The 17,156-nt window shown below is 51.5% G+C and carries 15 protein-coding genes and 1 pseudogene; 12 read left to right on the top strand and 4 right to left on the bottom strand.

What is annotated here, in order from left to right:
• The first annotated feature begins 71 nt into the window (after nt 1-71).
• The 5 genes and pseudogenes from NAL19_RS02275 (at nt 72) to NAL19_RS02260 (ending at nt 6,541) form a co-directional block, all read left to right on the top strand.
• The gene (locus NAL19_RS02275; protein ID WP_263058644.1) at nt 72-2,729 is read left to right on the top strand and encodes a fibronectin type III domain-containing protein; all 2,658 of its coding nucleotides are present in this window, start codon (nt 72-74) and stop codon (nt 2,727-2,729) included.
• A 373-nt stretch (nt 2,730-3,102) separates the two neighbouring features.
• Nucleotides 3,103-5,064 (top strand): methyl-accepting chemotaxis protein, encoded by a 1,962-nt coding sequence (locus tag NAL19_RS02270; RefSeq protein ID WP_263058643.1) that lies wholly within the window; start codon nt 3,103-3,105, stop codon nt 5,062-5,064.
• Nucleotides 5,065-5,115: 51 nt separating this feature from the next.
• Nucleotides 5,116-5,253 carry an HNH endonuclease gene (locus NAL19_RS21660; RefSeq protein ID WP_317630303.1) on the top strand — a complete coding sequence of 46 codons (138 nt, stop codon included), beginning with the start codon at nt 5,116-5,118 and terminating at the stop codon, nt 5,251-5,253.
• A complete protein-coding gene (locus NAL19_RS21655; protein WP_317630302.1) occupies nt 5,225-5,452 on the top strand; it encodes a hypothetical protein in 228 nt (75 codons plus the stop codon). Before NAL19_RS21660 ends, NAL19_RS21655 begins: the two co-directional genes overlap by 29 nt.
• Nucleotides 5,453-5,504: 52 nt before the next feature.
• A pseudogene (locus tag NAL19_RS02260) lies at nt 5,505-6,541 on the top strand (S66 peptidase family protein).
• Between the two features lie 134 nt (nt 6,542-6,675).
• Here NAL19_RS02260 and NAL19_RS02255 read toward each other — a convergent pair.
• The 4 genes from NAL19_RS02255 to NAL19_RS02240 all read right to left on the bottom strand — a co-directional run bounded on the left by NAL19_RS02255 (nt 6,676) and on the right by NAL19_RS02240 (nt 9,937).
• A complete protein-coding gene (locus NAL19_RS02255; RefSeq protein WP_263058642.1) occupies nt 6,676-6,981 on the bottom strand; it encodes a type II toxin-antitoxin system RelE/ParE family toxin in 306 nt (101 codons plus the stop codon).
• Entirely contained in the window at nt 6,978-7,262 is a 285-nt protein-coding gene (locus NAL19_RS02250) for a damage-inducible protein J (protein WP_225086709.1), read from the bottom strand. The genes NAL19_RS02255 and NAL19_RS02250 overlap by 4 nt, the downstream gene beginning before the upstream one ends.
• 79 nt (nt 7,263-7,341) lie before the next feature.
• Nucleotides 7,342-8,685: a HEAT repeat domain-containing protein gene (locus NAL19_RS02245; RefSeq protein ID WP_263058641.1), complete on the bottom strand. Its 1,344-nt coding sequence runs from the start codon at nt 8,683-8,685 to the stop codon at nt 7,342-7,344.
• 16 nt (nt 8,686-8,701) lie between these two features.
• Complete coding sequence (locus NAL19_RS02240) at nt 8,702-9,937, bottom strand: RtcB family protein (protein WP_411561414.1); 1,236 nt, start codon at nt 9,935-9,937, stop codon at nt 8,702-8,704.
• A 190-nt stretch (nt 9,938-10,127) separates the two neighbouring features.
• On the opposite strand from NAL19_RS02240, the gene rtcR reads away from it, so the two are divergent.
• The 7 genes from rtcR to aspA all read left to right on the top strand — a co-directional run bounded on the left by rtcR (nt 10,128) and on the right by aspA (nt 17,028).
• The gene (gene rtcR / locus NAL19_RS02235; RefSeq protein ID WP_263058640.1) at nt 10,128-11,699 is read left to right on the top strand and encodes an RNA repair transcriptional activator RtcR; all 1,572 of its coding nucleotides are present in this window, start codon (nt 10,128-10,130) and stop codon (nt 11,697-11,699) included.
• A 160-nt stretch (nt 11,700-11,859) separates the two neighbouring features.
• Entirely contained in the window at nt 11,860-12,129 is a 270-nt protein-coding gene (locus NAL19_RS02230) for a hypothetical protein (protein ID WP_039462890.1), read from the top strand.
• Nucleotides 12,130-12,143: 14 nt separating this feature from the next.
• Nucleotides 12,144-12,488: a type II toxin-antitoxin system RelE/ParE family toxin gene (locus NAL19_RS02225; protein WP_225086705.1), complete on the top strand. Its 345-nt coding sequence runs from the start codon at nt 12,144-12,146 to the stop codon at nt 12,486-12,488.
• A 103-nt stretch (nt 12,489-12,591) separates the two neighbouring features.
• Nucleotides 12,592-12,909 (top strand): helix-turn-helix domain-containing protein, encoded by a 318-nt coding sequence (locus NAL19_RS02220; RefSeq protein WP_005971176.1) that lies wholly within the window; start codon nt 12,592-12,594, stop codon nt 12,907-12,909.
• Nucleotides 12,910-13,412: 503 nt separating this feature from the next.
• The gene (locus NAL19_RS02215; protein ID WP_263058639.1) at nt 13,413-13,748 is read left to right on the top strand and encodes a hypothetical protein; all 336 of its coding nucleotides are present in this window, start codon (nt 13,413-13,415) and stop codon (nt 13,746-13,748) included.
• Nucleotides 13,749-14,341: 593 nt separating this feature from the next.
• A complete protein-coding gene (locus tag NAL19_RS02210) occupies nt 14,342-15,337 on the top strand; it encodes a LysR family transcriptional regulator (protein ID WP_180743139.1) in 996 nt (331 codons plus the stop codon).
• Nucleotides 15,338-15,588: 251 nt separating this feature from the next.
• The gene (gene aspA, locus NAL19_RS02205; protein WP_225086703.1) at nt 15,589-17,028 is read left to right on the top strand and encodes an aspartate ammonia-lyase; all 1,440 of its coding nucleotides are present in this window, start codon (nt 15,589-15,591) and stop codon (nt 17,026-17,028) included.
• Nucleotides 17,029-17,156 lie beyond the last annotated feature (128 nt).

Below are 17,156 nucleotides of genomic sequence, written 5' to 3'. Positions count from 1 at the left end.
GAGCATTCGATCTGTCACGATCATTTGATATTTCACACTACGGACAATAGAAAATCGGTAAAAGGAGTTCAATGATGATACCCGCACGACTAAGGAAAGCCTTATTACTCACCCTGGCTTTGGCCTACGCGGCCACCTTCAACGCAGTGAGCGCCATAGCAAACTCAGCTTCAGCAGCGAGTGTAGAGGCGACGGGCCTCGTTGATAGCATTACCTTTGGTGATACGGCGTCAGAAAGCGGTCACGGCCTCAATGGAGAAAACAGCCAAATCCTCTCAGGCGCACTGGGCGAATCAGCCCGTAAATTACTCCCTTTCCAGCAAACAGGTATCTACGGCGGCAGCCTGACATTTACCATGCAGGTCGATCCACTGCGTCGCAATTATGTTTCTGTCAAACTGTGGGGGGAAGACGACGGCAACATTAATACGGGCCGTCTCTACCTTTATATGATCAAAGACGGTGTCGAATATCAAATAGGCTATCGCCATGAAGGCGACTATGCTCCGCTCAGCGTCGCTCACTGGCATAAGCCGCTACCGGGGCGTTTTTTCTACTCTACGACGCTACTGCCTTATGCTATGACCAGAGGCAGCACGTCCGTCACGCTGAAAATCGTCTCCACTGGACGGCTTTACCCCTTCGGTTCCGGCGGGCCTGAATCTACCAGCCCTTATCAGTATGCGATGAACCAGCCAAGCCGAGGTATTTATCGCGCCTACACGCATGTCGACCCCTTTCTTAACGTCGCGGGAGAAAAACAGGGCAGTGAGCCAACCGTAACGACACGCCCTTCACCAGGCGATGACATTCTCGGCACAAACGGTCGGTTTCGTACTGCGGTGAATAACCGGATTAAGGCGCTTCTCAATAAATCAGCAACTACCGATGCATTATCTGGGGGAGATTTACGCTATCTGGCGCGCGCCTGGTCTGTTCCCGAACTCGCGGGTTATAAAAATTCGGCTGTCGTTGAAAAAGTCGTCGCGACACTTGATGCCTACGCGACGCAGTATTATGCCGACCCCAATCTGGCGACAAAAAACTGGGGCGGTAATTACGGCGATTTAGGGCAGGCGATCTACTACCTTAACGATGCTTTCACATCTGCGCAGCTTAATGCTGCCGTCAACTACGGCAGTGTGGGTAATAAATCGCGCCGTCTCGCCTGGGCAGACATGCTGTTCGCCAGTCGTGAATTTGGCCGCCAGAAAGATCGCAGAACCTTGACGAACCAATCACTGATCGCCAGCACCAATATTTATTTCGCGAATAAAGGGATGCTGACATTAGGCGATTCACGCGCCTTTGCAGAGAACATTGCGCAGCGTTATATCAAAGAAGCTGCAGGCATGTTGCCCTGGACAGGGAATGATCTTAACGGACCGGAAGAAGGCGGACAAAAACCATACGGAAGCCATTATTATCAGGTGACCAACAAAGGTCAGACGCGCGAATGGGGCTATCTCGGTGCAGGCTATGGTGAAGTTCAATCGTACCTTGCCGAGTATTATCGCGTGACAGGCAATGAAGATTTTCGTAAACAGATGATCAAAATGGCTAATGCGCGTGCGCCTTTCCGTCGCCCAGCGATTGAAATAAGTAACGGCGCCAATTACCGTTCGGTGGAAGCCATCGGCCTGCTAGCCTGGCGCGGCGCACACGAGAGTGACGGTAATTTCGCGGGCTATCTCGCTTACGTCGATACCCTCAATACCAATGAACGCGCCAAAGGACTGCGCGTTGCTGCTGCCAGCAAAGATGCAACACTGATTGGGTATGCTAAACAGATGCTGGAGGACAATCAGTTCTTTGCCAACCTAGACGGCGCAGAGTCTGCCTTTGAAGCGCTGGATGTTTTTGCCGATTATCAGACGATCAAAGCCGCAAGCAACAGTGGTGCGCGTCTGCCAATGAGCGAAGGCCAGCCGGATTTTGCCTGGGCGGACGAAGAGAACGCCATCGTAGCCGTCAAAAAAGGTAATGAGCGCCTGTGGCTGACGACATATTGGCAGGCCAAAGCAGGAACCGGCATCAACGGGCTGGCGCGTTTCCATTTCAGCACTCCGGGCTATGATCAGTATGGTGTACTGGAAACCACCCCGATCTTTCGTTCAACGGCGAGCTATACACGCCCTAACCGCATCGACATGCCGGAGAAAACACCCTATACGCCACCCAATCCGCCGACTAACGCCTATGCTGGTGAAATCCTGCCGCTCGGCATTAAACCTGAAGAGGCATCCAACGATGAACCTTTCCGAGGCAAGGCCGATTTCTATGCCGCACGTTTCGGCCACTATCTCATTGGTATTAATGCCAGCGCCGACAACCGCTACGCCCTGAAAACACCAGTCGGCTTTAAGGGCGCGGAAGATCTGGTATCACAGCGAACGCTGTCCGGTAACGTGACCGTCGATCCACGCTCTACCGTTGTGCTCTACCTGAATGACACCCGTGATGCCAAGGCCGTACCCAGCACGCCACTGCATCTGGGGTCACAGAATACCAACGGTGTAAACGCATTATTCTGGACACCATCATCAGGCAGCCAGAACTATAAAGTGATGCGATCCACCAGCGAGAACGGGACTTATAAGGCAATTGCCACCGTCACGGATAACAGCTATAGCGATCGCTCTGGCGGTGCGTCTGGTCGTTACTATTACCGGATCGTGGCCACCAACAGCAATGGAGAAAGTACTCCTTCAATGTCAGCTCACCCCTGATAGTTTTTCTATCTGCATGCGCATAGCCCTGATTCTTTGGGGCTATGCCGCATGAACCTTTCGGCTATCCGTTACTCCGCTCGTATTCAGATCCAATCAGAATCACCCAGTCACCGCTCGCCACATCCTGTATTCGTCACGCAAATACCCATATTGAGTTATTAAAGAGTGAGATAACGAGGTAGTACCATAGCCTAATAGTGAAATCTTCTTGTGAAAGAAGTTCAACCAGAGTAGACACACTTTTTTATGGATGACGTCTCATCAATGCTAAATCATTGCTTCATATCGCCGAAACTAAAATAAACCCCTGTCTACTTTTGCACACTGCACATGTCAGGAACGGACGACTTGCAGGTTATGGAGCACACCTATGAAATCCCTTCATCACATCTCGATCCGTAGTAAGTTCATTCTTGCCCTTCTTCCTCCTATCCTTGCCCTGCTGTGGTTCAGCTTTTCCGGCGTGATGGAACGCCGCAGCACCGAAAATGAAATGATCCGGATGGAGAAACTCATTGCGCTGGCACGCGATGCAGGCGAGTTCGCCCACCAGCTACAGCGTGAACGCGGCTTGAGCGCAGGTTATTTTGGCAGTCAGGGGAAAAATTTTGGTCCAGAGCTCGCAACTCAGAGACAGGCCACCGATCGGGCACAGCAGATGCTAGAGCAAACCACCGCTAACCTGAGTCAGGATGAATTAGGGGCGGCAGTCAGCGAGGAGCTCGGCAAAATTGCGCAGAAAGTGCAACAGATCGGCGAACATCGCCGCAATGTCGACAGCATATCGATATCCGTCACTCAGGCGCTCGGCTACTATTCCGAATCCGTCGGCTATCTGCTAAATATTGTCGGGGATATGACCCATCTGGTCAGTGACGGCGGTATCGCACAACGCCTGGCGGCCTATTACAACCTGCTGAATGTGAAAGAGCAGGCAGGGCTCGAACGCGCCGTGCTCTCCAACACCTTTTCCGCTAACAGCTTTGCCGCGGGTATGTTCGAGCGACTGAACCAAATGGTCGGCCGGGGAGATGCCTACACCACCGCCTATAACATGTTCGCCAATGCCGACCTACGCAGCGCTTTTGAACAGGCTCTCAACAACCCTGCTGCCCAGAACACGCTCCAGATGCGCAACAAGGCGTTAGCCTCCCCCGGCGGCAACTTTGGCATTGATGCCGGCCAGTGGTTTAATCAGCAAACGGTAAAAATCGATGAACTGAAAAAAGTTGAGCAGCTCGCCACCCAAGACCTTACTACTCAGGTTAATGCCTTAGCCGCCGATGCCCGCCGCTCCTGGATTAGTTATCTAGCTGGTGCGCTGATTTCTCTGCTCATGGCGCTCGGTCTTGCCTCCATGATTATGCGCAGCATCAACGAACAACTTCAGCAAACGCTGACCACCATTCGTGAAATGGGTGGGGATCTTACACGCCGTCTACGCGTGCCGGGCAACGACGAGCTTTCTCAACTGAATCAGGCGTATAACGCCTCGTTGGAAAACATCGCCGATATGGTGGTGAGTATTAAGCACAGCTCGCAGACCATCGGACGTGCCAGTAGCGAGATCGCTAACGGTAATCAGGATCTGGCGCAGCGCACGGAAGAGCAGTCCGCATCGCTGGTGCAAACCGCCAGCAGCATGGAAGAGATTACCGTTACGGTAAAACAAACCGCTGACTTTGCCGGACAAGCGCGTCAGTTAACGACAGAGGTGGACGATCAGGCTCGCCGCGTCGGAACCATTACCGAATCTGCCAGCGGCGCGATGGAAAAAATTCAGGACGCCAGCCAGCGCGTGAACGCCGTCGTTACCGCCATTGATGCCATTGCCTTTCAGACCAACCTGCTGGCGCTGAACGCAGCGGTCGAGGCCGCGCGAGCAGGCCAACATGGCCGTGGGTTCTCCGTCGTTGCGGCGGAAGTTCGTCAACTGTCACAACGCAGTGCAGATGAAGCAGGCAAAATCCGCGCGCTCATCGCCGACAGTATTGCCAGCGTCAGCGAAGGAACAAAACTGGTGAACCAATCGAACCGGGGGATTAACGATATCGTCGTCGGCACGCGTAAAGTGCGCGATCTGGTGAATGAAATCGCCGTCGCCGCCGATGAACAGTCACTGGGTATCGCACAAATTAACGAAGCGCTCAGCCAACTGGAGATGGTCACGCAGCAGAATGCGACGCTGGTTTCTCAGGCTTCCGTTGCCAGCCAACTGCTGGATGAGCAGGCGATTGAAATGGAATCGCTGGTCAGCCGCTTCAAGGTTGATGACAGCGCACCACAGCAGACGTTACAACAACCTTTACCGCAAGCGCGGTTATCAAGGTAGGGAAACGAGAGCGAAATTCATGGCTATCACGGCGGTGAATGCCTCGCGCAGGTGAAACGCGCTGCTGGCCGCCAGCCACATCGCCCGTGGAAAACAGAGGCAGAACATCTCCTCAATCCCAGCAACGGCCTTTGCTTGCCCAACCAGCATGACAAAGCCTTTGATATGGGTACTCATCAGCTTCAATGATTCGCTGGAAATGCTGCTTTCTCCACGAATCAAAAAGCTGAAAAGCACCACCAGCGATGTTAACTTTGCTCAGTATGAAGGCAAACAAATCCATCTGCCAGACGCCTACCCACCCGATCTGGCACAGATGACGTATCGTCGTGAGCATATTTTTTGGGGCAGGGGGTCAATACGCTATATTACTAACGAAATCGGGTAGTTAAGTTTAATTTATGGACTATGAATTGCTTTGAAAATAAGGATTTAAATACATGCGTATCCGCTTCCCACCCAAACTGGTTCCAGGAGATCTGATTGCTATAACTGCGCCATCATCTGGGGTCCCTCAGCATTTGCATCCTCGACTGGAACTTGCCATAAAAAACCTGAAGGAAAAAGGATTTAGAGTCCGTGAAGGGGAGTGCTTACGCACCCAGCATAAAAATAAAAGTGCCAGTAAAACATCACGGGCGAAGGAGCTGATGTGTTATCTAACCGACCCAGAAGTCAAGGCTGTTATGCCACCATGGGGAGGTGATCTGGCCATCGAATTACTTGATCTCTTAGATTTCAATCTGTTAGCGAAAACCGAGCCTAAATGGTTTGTTGGCTTTTCAGATCTCAGTACATTTCATTTCCCATTGACTACACTTTCTGGTTGGTCAACGGTACATGGACCTAATCTCATGGATCTTGGTGCCAAAGAGTTAGATCTCACCACACAAGCCATATGGGATATTTTGGAGAGCGACCGGGGAACAGTAGTTAAACAATACGCATCAACTGCGTTTCAAATTGATGAAAATCAATGGGTTAACACAGACGATGCAGGTTTTAATCTGACGCAAAAGACAAGGTGGAAGCACCTTGATGGCACCACTTCTTCTGCCCATTTTCAGGGACGCCTGATTGGTGGATGCCTGGACATCATATCAAGGTTAGCGGGTACCCCATTCGGTAACCTATCTTTGTTTAGGGCACAGCATCACGACGAAGGGGTCATTCTGTATTTTGAAAACGTGGAAATGAACCCTGTGAGCTAACGCGAGCATTATTTAGTTTACGCTTACAGGGTTGGTTCAATGACTTGAAAGGTGTTCTGATAGGCAGAAGTGCAGCACCCGACGTAAGTGACCCCACACAACAACATTATTTAGACGCTTTACGTTCTGCTCTCGGGGATCTCACTATTCCTGTGCTGTATGATGTGGACATTGGCCATATTCCCCCTCAAATGTCACTCGTCAACGGTGCAAAAGCGGACGTAGTATTCACTGAAAATAGCGGCTCCATCACTCAGTTACTGTAAGTGAAAAGATGGGCATCGTCATAGCAACGACGTTGCACAGTATGAAGGCAAACAAATCCATCTGCCAGATGCCTACCCACCCGATCTGGCGAAGATGGCGTATCGTCACGAGCGTATTTTTTGGGGTAAAGAGGTTATCGGTAAGATGCCGATAGCTTGCGGGAGGTATGTAATATACGCAGGATATGCACTTCGTTTATCTCTCGCTTGAGTGCATAAATAATGATGAAGGGGAATCGCGTCAGGACCAATTTTCGCCGTTCCCCCGATTTTCCGATATCAAGACCGGCTTCTGGCGTGGCTTCGAGCAACGATACCGATGAGATAAATTTTTCATCCGCCGCATTCGCAACATCCAACCCCGCCTCTTTATACAGATAGCGGTATATTCCTTCGCGATCTGCCAGTGCCTGCTTCTCCCACCGGACCTTAAATATCACAGCTCACCCCGCGCCGCTCGCGCTTTCAATGCCTCCATTCTCTGGCTGGCGTCCTCATTACTGACGAGCTCACCTTCACCCGCATCATAACGAGAAAACGCCTCCTGAATCTGCGCTTCAAGCCATTCATCACCTGCGTTGCGCTGATACTGACGCTCTTCTTCTGCCAATTCCTCTGCACGCTGTCGCATCAACTCCGTCAGGCTCACTTGATGACGATCAGCAGCCTGCATCGCGAGTTGCTTGGTTTCTGCATCGATTCTGAAATGGATGGTACTCATTTCCGCCCCCGTGGTGTCAATTGTGTTGTCAATTTACGCGATCCTCTCCACTTTTTCCTGTACTTTTTTCATACGAAAATCAGCCGTACAAAAACAAGGCAATATAGGGACTGTCACGCGAGATGACGTGTGGATGTTCGTCCAACAACATCCGTAAACGCGCCTGCTGTCGGGTACTCGGCATTATGCCCGAACGGTTAAACCGCTGTATCCAGTACGCAATGCCAGCCTGCGTTAACGCCACATTATCTGGTTTAACGTTTTCCAGCAGGAACACGAGCCAATCCCATTTGTTGAGCTTGTGCGCTAAAAAGTAATACACCTCAACATGTTCTCTGGAAGATGCACTTTCCATACAGTGCTGAAGTTCCGGCAGCGATAGCGGTATTTTCTGCTGGTAAAACAGCTTACACGCGACCTTCACAATAGCTAGCGAGGGATGCAGTAGAGCGGCCAACAGTTGCTCACGCGCATCGTCACCCGTACGCAGAATAAGAATGCGCAGAGCGCTGTAATAAAGGCTGGGATAGCGCTCGTCCAGATTGCGCTCCGCCAGTGCCACAATGCCTTCATAGCGATGCTCATCTAGCCCCCAGAGCGTGATTTTTCGCACTGTGACGGTACTCGCCCGATCCAGTGCCACAAGATAATGCGCAACCGGATCGTCGTTTCGTTCGCGCAGCAGCGCTGAGGCTCGTTGACGCACCAATGCGTTCTTATAAAACAACAGATCAATCAACAGCGACGCAGACACAGGAAACCCCGTGTCTATCACATACTGCAACGCTACCTGCTTGATGGGTGCGAACGTGTCCTTCAACAGAATGGTCATCACGTCATGATCGACATCCTTGTCAGCACTCAGCAAATACCGCGCCGCGTTCGCTCTGACTAATGGATCGCGATGCCGCATCGTCTGGCTAAAGATTTGCTTCAACGGAAATAACTTACGTTCAACCAGAATATCCAGTGATAATCTGGCGACGGTTTTGTCTTCCGCAGACAACCCCGCCAGTAGCGACGACGCATGCGCCTCCTCAGCAAGAAAGCTCACGATCTCACCCACCAGCGGCTGATGATCTTCTCGCTGGCACTGCAACAGCCAGAAAATGGCAGGCAAATTGGCGACAAAAGACGCGGTGTTATTCGGCGTTAACAGCAGCCTCACGCTCTGTTTAGCTGCCCGGCGCACCGGTTCTGCCCAATCGTTTACTCGTTCAATCAACGCGGGTAATGCCGAGACCTCGCCCATAAAACCCAGACACAGCGCCGCACGCTGCCGAATATGCCCGTTATAGTGGCGCGTGAGCACTATCAGGCGTGATGCAGAACCCAGAGCATCAGCCTGCGCGGGCCGATAGTAATTGTCTGGCGAAGCCACCAGTTTTTCCAACTGTTGCAGTAGTAAATTGTACGATGCCATATTCCCTGCCCTCTTCTTATCCTTTCACACACACCACCTGACGCAGCGTATGTACAATTTCCACCAGCGATGACTGTGCCGCCATCACCTTATCGATATCTTTGTACGCCATCGGGATTTCATCGATAACGTCGCTGTCTTTTCTGCACTCGACGTGCGCGGTTGCACGGATCTGATCTTCCACGGTGAAGCGTTTCTTCGCCGCAGTACGGCTCATGGTTCTCCCCGCGCCGTGGCTACAGGAACAGAAGCTCTCTTCGTTCCCCAGCCCACGCACGATAAAGCTCTTCGCGCCCATCGATCCTGGAATGATCCCCATCTGGCCTTTCTGCGCCGACACCGCCCCTTTACGGGTGATCAGCACCGATTCACCAAAGTGTGTTTCGCGCTGCACGTAGTTATGGTGGCAGTTCACGCCTTCCTGCTGCGTGGTAAACGGCTTCGTCACAATACGAGACAGCGCCGCCAGCGTATGCGACATCATCACTTCACGGTTATGACGGGCAAAATCCTGCGCCCATTCCACCGCTTCGATGTAATCGTCAAAGTGCAGACTGCCTTCCTCGAAATACGCCAAGTTACGGTCCGGCAGGTTCGCAATGTGCTGCTGCATATCGTCCTGTGCCAGCTTGATGAACAGCGACCCAATCGCATTCCCTACGCCACGCGACCCGCTGTGCAACATCACCCAGACGCGATCCACTTCATCCAGACAGATTTCAATAAAGTGGTTACCCGTTCCTAGCGTTCCCAAATGCTGATAGTTGTTGGTTTTCAGCAACTGCGGATATTTATCCGTCAAACGTTTAAAACGCGGTTCCAGCAGCGACCAGTGCGCATCCACCGTCTGCGGCGGGTTCTGCCAGGAACCGACATCACGTTTGGAACGCGTCACGCTACGTCCGTGCGGCACCGACTGCTCAATCGCGCTACGCAACCCCATCAGGTTATCCGGCAGGTCGCTGGCAACCAGTGACGTACGCACTGCAATCATCCCACAGCCGATATCTACTCCCACTGCGGCGGGGATAATCGCGCCACGCGTGGGGATCACGCTACCAATCGTCGATCCTTTTCCCAGATGCACATCCGGCATCACCGCCAGATGTTTAAAAATAAACGGCATTTTGGCCGTATTCAGCAGTTGGTCGCGGGCTTCCGGTTCCACAGGCACGCCCTGCGTCCACATTTTTACTGGCGCGCTATTCACGGGCGACATCATGTCGTAATCCTGCGTTTTCATCTCTTCCATTTTCATTCTCTTTGTTTGTCGTTGTTCGCTATAGATATTGCCAAAGGCATGCCAGATTTATTAAAAGCACAAAACAAAAATATAATGCATTGATAATAAAAGAATAAAAAAAATTACATAGAAAGTGGTAACGAAGAAAAATAAACAGTAAATTTATCCTATAGGATAATAATTTATAACAAGGTATAGCATGAAGCGTCGCGTCGTCATTGGTGTGCTGGGCACCACGCTGGACAAACGAGGGAAACGGGAGAATCGCTGGACAAAATGGCGGCCTACTGTCGGCTTATGCCAGCAGCCAGATTTCCCCGTCGATCGTCTGGAACTGCTGCACCAGGCACGCAACGAGGGGATGGCACAGCAGGTGGCGGAGGATATCGCCGTGGTGTCACCCGCGACTCAGGTTACGCTTCAGGCCGTTGAGTTGCGCGACCCGTGGAATCTGGAAGAGGTCTACAGCGCCTTTCTGGACTTTGCGAGCCGCTACCCGTTCGATACCGAGAACGAGGAGTATTTCGTTCACATCACCACCGGCACCCACGTCGTGCAGATTTGCTGGTTCCTGCTGACCGAAGCCCGCTATCTGCCCGCCAAGCTGCTGCAAACCGCACCGGGGGAGAAAGCGGATCGTCCGGCACCGCAGGGCATCTACTCCGTTATCGATCTGGATCTTAGCCGCTACGCAACCCTCACCAGCCGCTTCCAGCATGAGCAAGCGCGCTCCGTCTCGTTCCTGAAATCCGGTATCGAGACACGTAACACGACATTCAACACACTGATCGACCAGATTGAACGTGTCGCGCTACGCTCAACGGCACCGATGCTCCTGACCGGCCCGACTGGTGCGGGGAAATCCTTTCTGGCACAGCGTATTTACCAGCTACGTCAGTCACGCCATCTGGTTAGCGGGCGGTTTGTTGCAGTTAACTGCGCCACGCTGCGCGGCGACAATGCGATGTCGACATTATTCGGCCACGTAAAGGGCGCATTTACCGGTGCGTTACAGGCAAGAACCGGGCTGTTACGTGAAGCAGACGGCGGCATGCTGTTTTTGGATGAAATCGCCGAACTGGGGCTGGATGAACAGGCCATGCTGCTTAAAGCTATTGAAGAAAAACGCTTTTTACCGTTTGGTTCGGATAAAGAAGTCAGCAGCGATTTCCAACTGATTGCTGGCACGCACCGCAACCTGCGCGAGTGGATCGCTCAGGGCAAATTCCGTGAAGATCTCTACGCCCGTATCAACATGTGGACGTTTCCTCTGCCGGGGCTGGCGGAGCGTCGGGAAGATATCGAACCGAACATTGACTACGAACTCCACCGCTTCACACGAGATAACCAAACGCAGATCCGCTTCGATAAAGACGCGCGACAGCGCTACCTCGCCTTCGCCTGCTCACCACAGGCCGCGTGGCGCGGCAACTTCCGCGAACTTGGTTCGTCCATCGCCCGTATGGCGACGCTGGCGGAACAAGGTCGCATCACAACCGAACTGGTAGAAGAGGAAATCACTCGCCTGCGATCCAACTGGCAGAGCGATTCCCCAGCACTACCGCCAGAACTCGCCAACATCGACCTCTTCGAACAGCGCCAGCTTGAAACCGTGCTCGACATCTGCCGTACCGCCAATTCGCTCTCCGAAGCTGGCCGCCGCCTGTTCGCCGTCTCACGCCAGCAAAAACAAAAGCCCAACGACGCCGATCGGCTGCGTAAATATCTGGCACGTTTTGGGCTGAACTGGGAGGGGGTGAAGCGGGTATAAATTCATCATAAATTTATACCTTAACGTGCAGGCTACGATATAATTACTCTGTTACCCTCAGGAACGGCAAGAGGAAAGTATTCGCTATCACCCAATAGCAGAAGTCTACCGCTTATAGCCATATTCAACATAAGCAATTGTTTTAATTAAGGCAGATGATATGAAAACCACAATGTCTCAGAAGTCGGCCCGTGAAGGCCTTGGCAACCCTGAACTGTTCCAGGGGGGCGTTTATGTAACGAAAAACGGCTCCGCAGAACTCTTCGTGCAAACAGCGGCGGAACGGGAAGCAGAACTGCTGGAGAGAGAAAGAGAAAGACAATCTAACGCACTCTTGAAGCTGGTGATGACGGCCAAGAAAGAAATTAAAAACGGTCAGGGAATGTCCGCAGAGGAAGCCCTACAAAAATTACGTGAAGCGCGAACGTAAAACAAGGAGTCAACTTGGCCAGTTCGTACACCATTAAAGTCGCGCCTGCGGCTGTCTGGTCTTTGCAGGATGCTGAGTCTTATAAATCTCACTATATTGGCATTGAACAAGCCGCTACGTGGTCTGAATCCCTGTTCTTAACATCCATACAGGCTATTTCTCAAGATCCTACCCGCTACAGACATAACGCAATATTATCCGATAAGGGAATCGCACTCCGTGAACGCCTCTCGATAGAAGATGATTTTCGCTGTTTATATGATGTTGATGAAGAGCATCGCGTCATAGAGATCCTGCTTTTTGTCAGCATGAAACAGGACCTTGAGAAAATGCTTTATCGCTATCATGTGTTGAGCTGACTAATTCCGAATCAGTAAACAGAACACTTTCTATCCAGTAAACTTGACGAAATATCTAAAATATTAGATATATTATTTACTGAGATAAGGAGAGATAAGTATTATGGCGTTAAAATTCTACGAAAGTCCGTTTCATGTAACGCATGACGCTGAGATTGCCAGCAAGATGGCAATGAAAATGGATTTATCGATCATGATCACCAATTTAATCAAAGAGAAAGGCTGGACACAAAAAGAAGCAGCGGAAAAACTGGGTATCAGCCAGTCGCGCGTTTCAGAACTGAAAAATGCCAAGATTGAGCTTTTCACTATTGACGCCATGTTCGACATGCTGGATGCACTCGGTTTCCGCGCGAAGATGTCGATGCCAAGCCTACATCAGGCATCAATCGCGATAACTGAAATCGAATCAGCAGGCTAACGTTTTTTGCATGATTGTTCCCTTCAATGCGTTTCCACATTCTTGTAAGAGTCATCTTATCAGCGCCCACAGGCAGCGTAGTCGCCTCATTTTAGGGGAAACACAGGGGGAGGTTCCCGCAGGGAGGCCTCACCCCTGTGGTCGCCCCGTGTATCGCGGTTTGCCAGCGACGAGGCTTTCAGCCCATTTCTGCGAACTTCATTCCAAAACCTGCTGTAATTCCACTGTAAATCCATCCACCCTATTCCACGTTTTTCGCCGTTGGAATACAGTCTCTGTGCTGCGGCAACATCCGCAGCCGGGCTTGGAACCCCGACTATCTAGAACTGAAAACGCTTTGTTTTTTCAGGGGCTACGTGCACACTCTAATCCGTGGCTCAGGCAGGGCAACCGCAAGGTTGGCCGGTCGCTAGATCCGGTGTTCCAACCCTGCCTGGGTCACACCTTTAGTTTGGAACCTGAAGGCGTGATGAAATAATTATCTAGCTATGGAAGATTTAATCATGACGGACACTCACGCCACACCCGCTGACAGCACCATTACCATTTTCCGCGATTTGATCGCCAGCCTGCCTTTCGCGCAGTTAGATGACGTTCAGCTCTGCGACCTCGGCGCGATTGCCGCCGAATCTGTTGAGGGCCTGTGCCTCGGCCTGAACTACCTCGGCGATACGCTGCAAAATGACGTTGAACTGCCACAGGAAAGCCTCAGCCAGCTCGGCGCTTGCCTCAACGCCACCGCACACCTCATTCCGGCACTGCTGGAAATGTGTGAACAGGCTGAACGCCACGTTCGTACAGCAACACTAGTGGGTGATTCGCGTCTCACTACGCAGTAAAAACAATACGTTATAACTGGAAAGATTGGCCTTAGCCAAACTTTTATGCTGCTACTGAGGCAGTTTCGTGCGCGATAATGACGTCATTTTCATGCGACTTCGTAGCACGCGCCCGACACGGGACGGCTCACACGCCGCTCGCCCCGTGACCCCAGGCTTTCGGCGGAAATTATGCCGCTGACGCGGTACCTTCGTCGGTATCTGACTTAGCGGACCGCTTGCGACACGTTCCCTACGTGGCGCAAGCTTTCGCCGCGTCCTGCGGCTCATCCGAAGCCAGCTATCTCCTCAGCATAATTTTTTACGCCGGATAACAGCAAAACCCGCAATCATCCTGTATTTATGTATAAAAACATCACGAACAAGAGGGAGGAATACAACCGACGCACTAGCCATCACATCATGTCATTCATTTCACCTTCAGATCCGCTAAAGCTAGAAATAAGAAAAAATTAATCAGTGATACAACCTGTATTTTTTCTGAAGTTAGCCGACTATTCTGACATCAGTTAGCGAGGTCGTAGTCAGCGAGATGAGATAGACTAACGCTTCATATTTCGACGACATCCACCTTGCAGCGTAGGCAAACTCACATGGTTAAACGCACAGTGTCCGCCAATAAATCGATCGATATGTACGCCGTCTATGTCTTTGTGACGATGGCGGAAGCAGGAAGCATGACGGCAGCCGCCGCGCGGCTAGGCCTGACACCCTCTGCCATTTCGCAGACGATTCGGTTATTGGAAGAAGATTTCGGCGTCAAATTGGTTAACCGGGCTCGTCGCCCCTTTGTCCTGACGCCCTACGGCATTGCGTTGAAAAACCGAGGAGAAATCCTGACGGAGGAGATCGCAAACCTGAAGGCACAGGTGCTGGAAGCAGGAAAAGGGATTAAACCCGACTTGCGTATCGGCCTGGTGGATTCATTCGCGATCACGTGCGGTTCAGTGTTTACCAAGAGTTTGATGAAGAGTTCGTCGCAGTTGTTGATTCGTACCGGACTCAGTCCGCAGCAGGGTGAAGCGCTAATGCGCCGCGAGCTGGATATGATCGTCACCAGCGACCCATTGATCGACAGCGATAGCGTGGTGCGTCACCAGCTGTTTTCCGAAGGCTATTTCATTATCACGCCGCCGGATTACCGCAAACGCATCAAAACGGTTGAGGACATCCGCGAGCTTTCCGCCGCACTGCCGCTGGTGCGCTTTAACCGGAACTCGCAGATTGGGATGCAGATTGAGCGCTACCTGCGCCGCATCGATGTCCGCGTACCGAACATGCTCGAATTTGATAACGCGGATACCTTAACGTCGATGGTAGCGGCAGGCATCGGGTGGGCGGTAACCACCCCGCTGAGTTTCCTGCAATCCGTTGCGCACTCCCGCGAAGTGCTAACGCATATGCCGGAACAACTGAATATCAAGCGCTCGCTGTATATTGTCGGGCACCGTGATGAATACAGCGCGTTCTTTGAAGAAGCGTGTGATGTCACACATGACATTATCAAAACCGTATTTATTCCGAAATTGAAAACGCTGAACCGTGGAATAGAAAAGCTGGTTGAGATCAACCCGGATAATATGGAATAACAGCTAGGTATAACTATTCACGATTGGGAGACAAAACATAAATGGAGGAATATATCCACCACTAGCTATTTAACGATGCTAATTCCATGTTCGTCTCCCTGAGAACGCTTTTTAGTCATGATTTTATACAAATCGTGCGGGGTTCGTGTTACCTGAGAACCAAAAAGCAGGAAAGACAAACCCTAAAAATCATAGTCTTAATATTGAAAACGATGCTATGTACATCGAACAAGAAAAAAGGAAGAAGATCCATGTCAACGAATATCCGTATTGAAGAAGACCTGTTAGGTACCCGCGAAGTCCCTGCCGATGCCTATTATGGTATCCATACGCTGCGCGCGATTGAGAACTTTTATATTAGCAATAGCACCATCAGCGATATTCCAGAATTCGTCCGCGCCATGGTGATGGTAAAAAAAGCGGCCGCGCTGGCGAATAAAGAACTGCAAACCATCCCGCGTAACATTGCCAACACGATTCTGCAAGCCTGTGATGAAGTGCTGAATAATGGTAAATGTCTGGATCAGTTCCCTGTCGATGTCTATCAGGGCGGCGCAGGCACATCAGTCAACATGAACACCAACGAAGTGCTGGCGAATATCGGTCTGGAACTGATGGGTCACCAGAAAGGTGAATACCAATACCTGAACCCGAACGACCACCTGAACAAATGCCAGTCTACCAACGATGCCTACCCGACCGGCTTCCGCATCGCAGTGTACACCTCCATCCTGAAACTGGTCGAAGCAATTACTCAACTGAGCGATGGCTTTGAGCGCAAAGCAAAAGAGTTTGAAAACATCCTGAAAATGGGTCGTACCCAGTTGCAAGATGCCGTACCGATGACTCTCGGCCAGGAATTTCACGCGTTCAACGTGCTGCTGAAAGAAGAAAACCGCAACCTGCTGCGCACGGCCGAACTGCTGCTGGAAGTGAACCTGGGCGCGACCGCCATCGGTACACGTCTGAACACCCCGGATGAGTACCAGAAACTGGCCGTTCAACATCTGGCAAAAGTCAGCGGCCTGCCTTGCGTACCAGCGGAAGACCTGATCGAAGCCACTTCCGACTGCGGTGCGTACGTAATGATGCACAGCGCCCTGAAACGTGTGGCGGTAAAACTGTCGAAGATCTGTAACGACCTGCGCCTGCTGTCTTCCGGCCCGCGCACTGGCCTGAACGAAATCAACCTGCCGGAATTGCAGGCGGGCTCGTCCATCATGCCAGCCAAAGTTAACCCTGTGGTACCGGAAGTCGTGAATCAGGTGTGCTTCAAAGTCATCGGCAACGATACCTGCGTCACCATGGCGGCAGAAGCCGGTCAGCTACAGTTGAACGTGATGGAACCCGTTATCGGACAAGCCATGTTCGAATCCATCCAGATTCTGTCCAGCGCCTGCTACAACCTGCTGGAAAAATGCGTTGACGGCATCACCGCGAACAAAGACGTGTGTGAAGCTTACGTCTTCAACTCTATCGGTATCGTGACTTACCTGAACCCGTTCATTGGTCACCACAACGGCGATATCGTCGGGAAAATCTGTGCCGAAACCGGTAAGAGCGTACGCGAAGTGGTGCTGGAGCGTGGTCTGCTGACCGAAGAACAGCTGGATGATATTTTCTCCATCCAGAACCTGATGCACCCAGCCTATAAAGCCAAACGCTACACCGACGAAAACGAAGCCGTGTAATTTTGTTTTGCGTCACGCTGGCCCGGAGGATATCCGGGCCTTTTCCTGCTAATTATTCATTGAAAAATAATCATCGTTATTCTCATAACGCCCCTATTCCACTGGCATTATTTCCCTTTCACGCTTTT

Origin of the sequence: Pectobacterium sp. F1-1 (assembly GCF_025643735.1) — a bacterium.
In the GTDB taxonomy this organism is placed as follows: domain Bacteria; phylum Pseudomonadota; class Gammaproteobacteria; order Enterobacterales; family Enterobacteriaceae; genus Pectobacterium; species Pectobacterium colocasium.
The sequence above is the reverse complement of the archived record's forward strand: the minus strand, read 5'-3'. Positions and strand labels throughout refer to the sequence as shown.

Excerpts from the sequence above, each read along its gene's own strand:
- NAL19_RS02210 (WP_180743139.1), top strand. The coding sequence starts at position 14,342 with ATGGTTAAACGCACAGTGTCCGCCAATAAATCGATCGATATGTACGCC.
- NAL19_RS02270 (WP_263058643.1), top strand. The coding sequence starts at position 3,103 with ATGAAATCCCTTCATCACATCTCGATCCGTAGTAAGTTCATTCTTGCC.
- NAL19_RS02275 (WP_263058644.1), top strand. The coding sequence starts at position 72 with ATGATGATACCCGCACGACTAAGGAAAGCCTTATTACTCACCCTGGCT.
- aspA (WP_225086703.1), top strand. The coding sequence starts at position 15,589 with ATGTCAACGAATATCCGTATTGAAGAAGACCTGTTAGGTACCCGCGAA.
- rtcR (WP_263058640.1), top strand. The coding sequence starts at position 10,128 with ATGAAGCGTCGCGTCGTCATTGGTGTGCTGGGCACCACGCTGGACAAA.
- NAL19_RS02245 (WP_263058641.1), bottom strand. The coding sequence starts at position 8,685 with ATGGCATCGTACAATTTACTACTGCAACAGTTGGAAAAACTGGTGGCT.
- NAL19_RS02230 (WP_039462890.1), top strand. The coding sequence starts at position 11,860 with ATGAAAACCACAATGTCTCAGAAGTCGGCCCGTGAAGGCCTTGGCAAC.
- NAL19_RS02215 (WP_263058639.1), top strand. The coding sequence starts at position 13,413 with ATGACGGACACTCACGCCACACCCGCTGACAGCACCATTACCATTTTC.
- NAL19_RS02220 (WP_005971176.1), top strand. The coding sequence starts at position 12,592 with ATGGCGTTAAAATTCTACGAAAGTCCGTTTCATGTAACGCATGACGCT.
- NAL19_RS02250 (WP_225086709.1), bottom strand. The coding sequence starts at position 7,262 with ATGAGTACCATCCATTTCAGAATCGATGCAGAAACCAAGCAACTCGCG.
- NAL19_RS02240 (WP_411561414.1), bottom strand. The coding sequence starts at position 9,937 with ATGGAAGAGATGAAAACGCAGGATTACGACATGATGTCGCCCGTGAAT.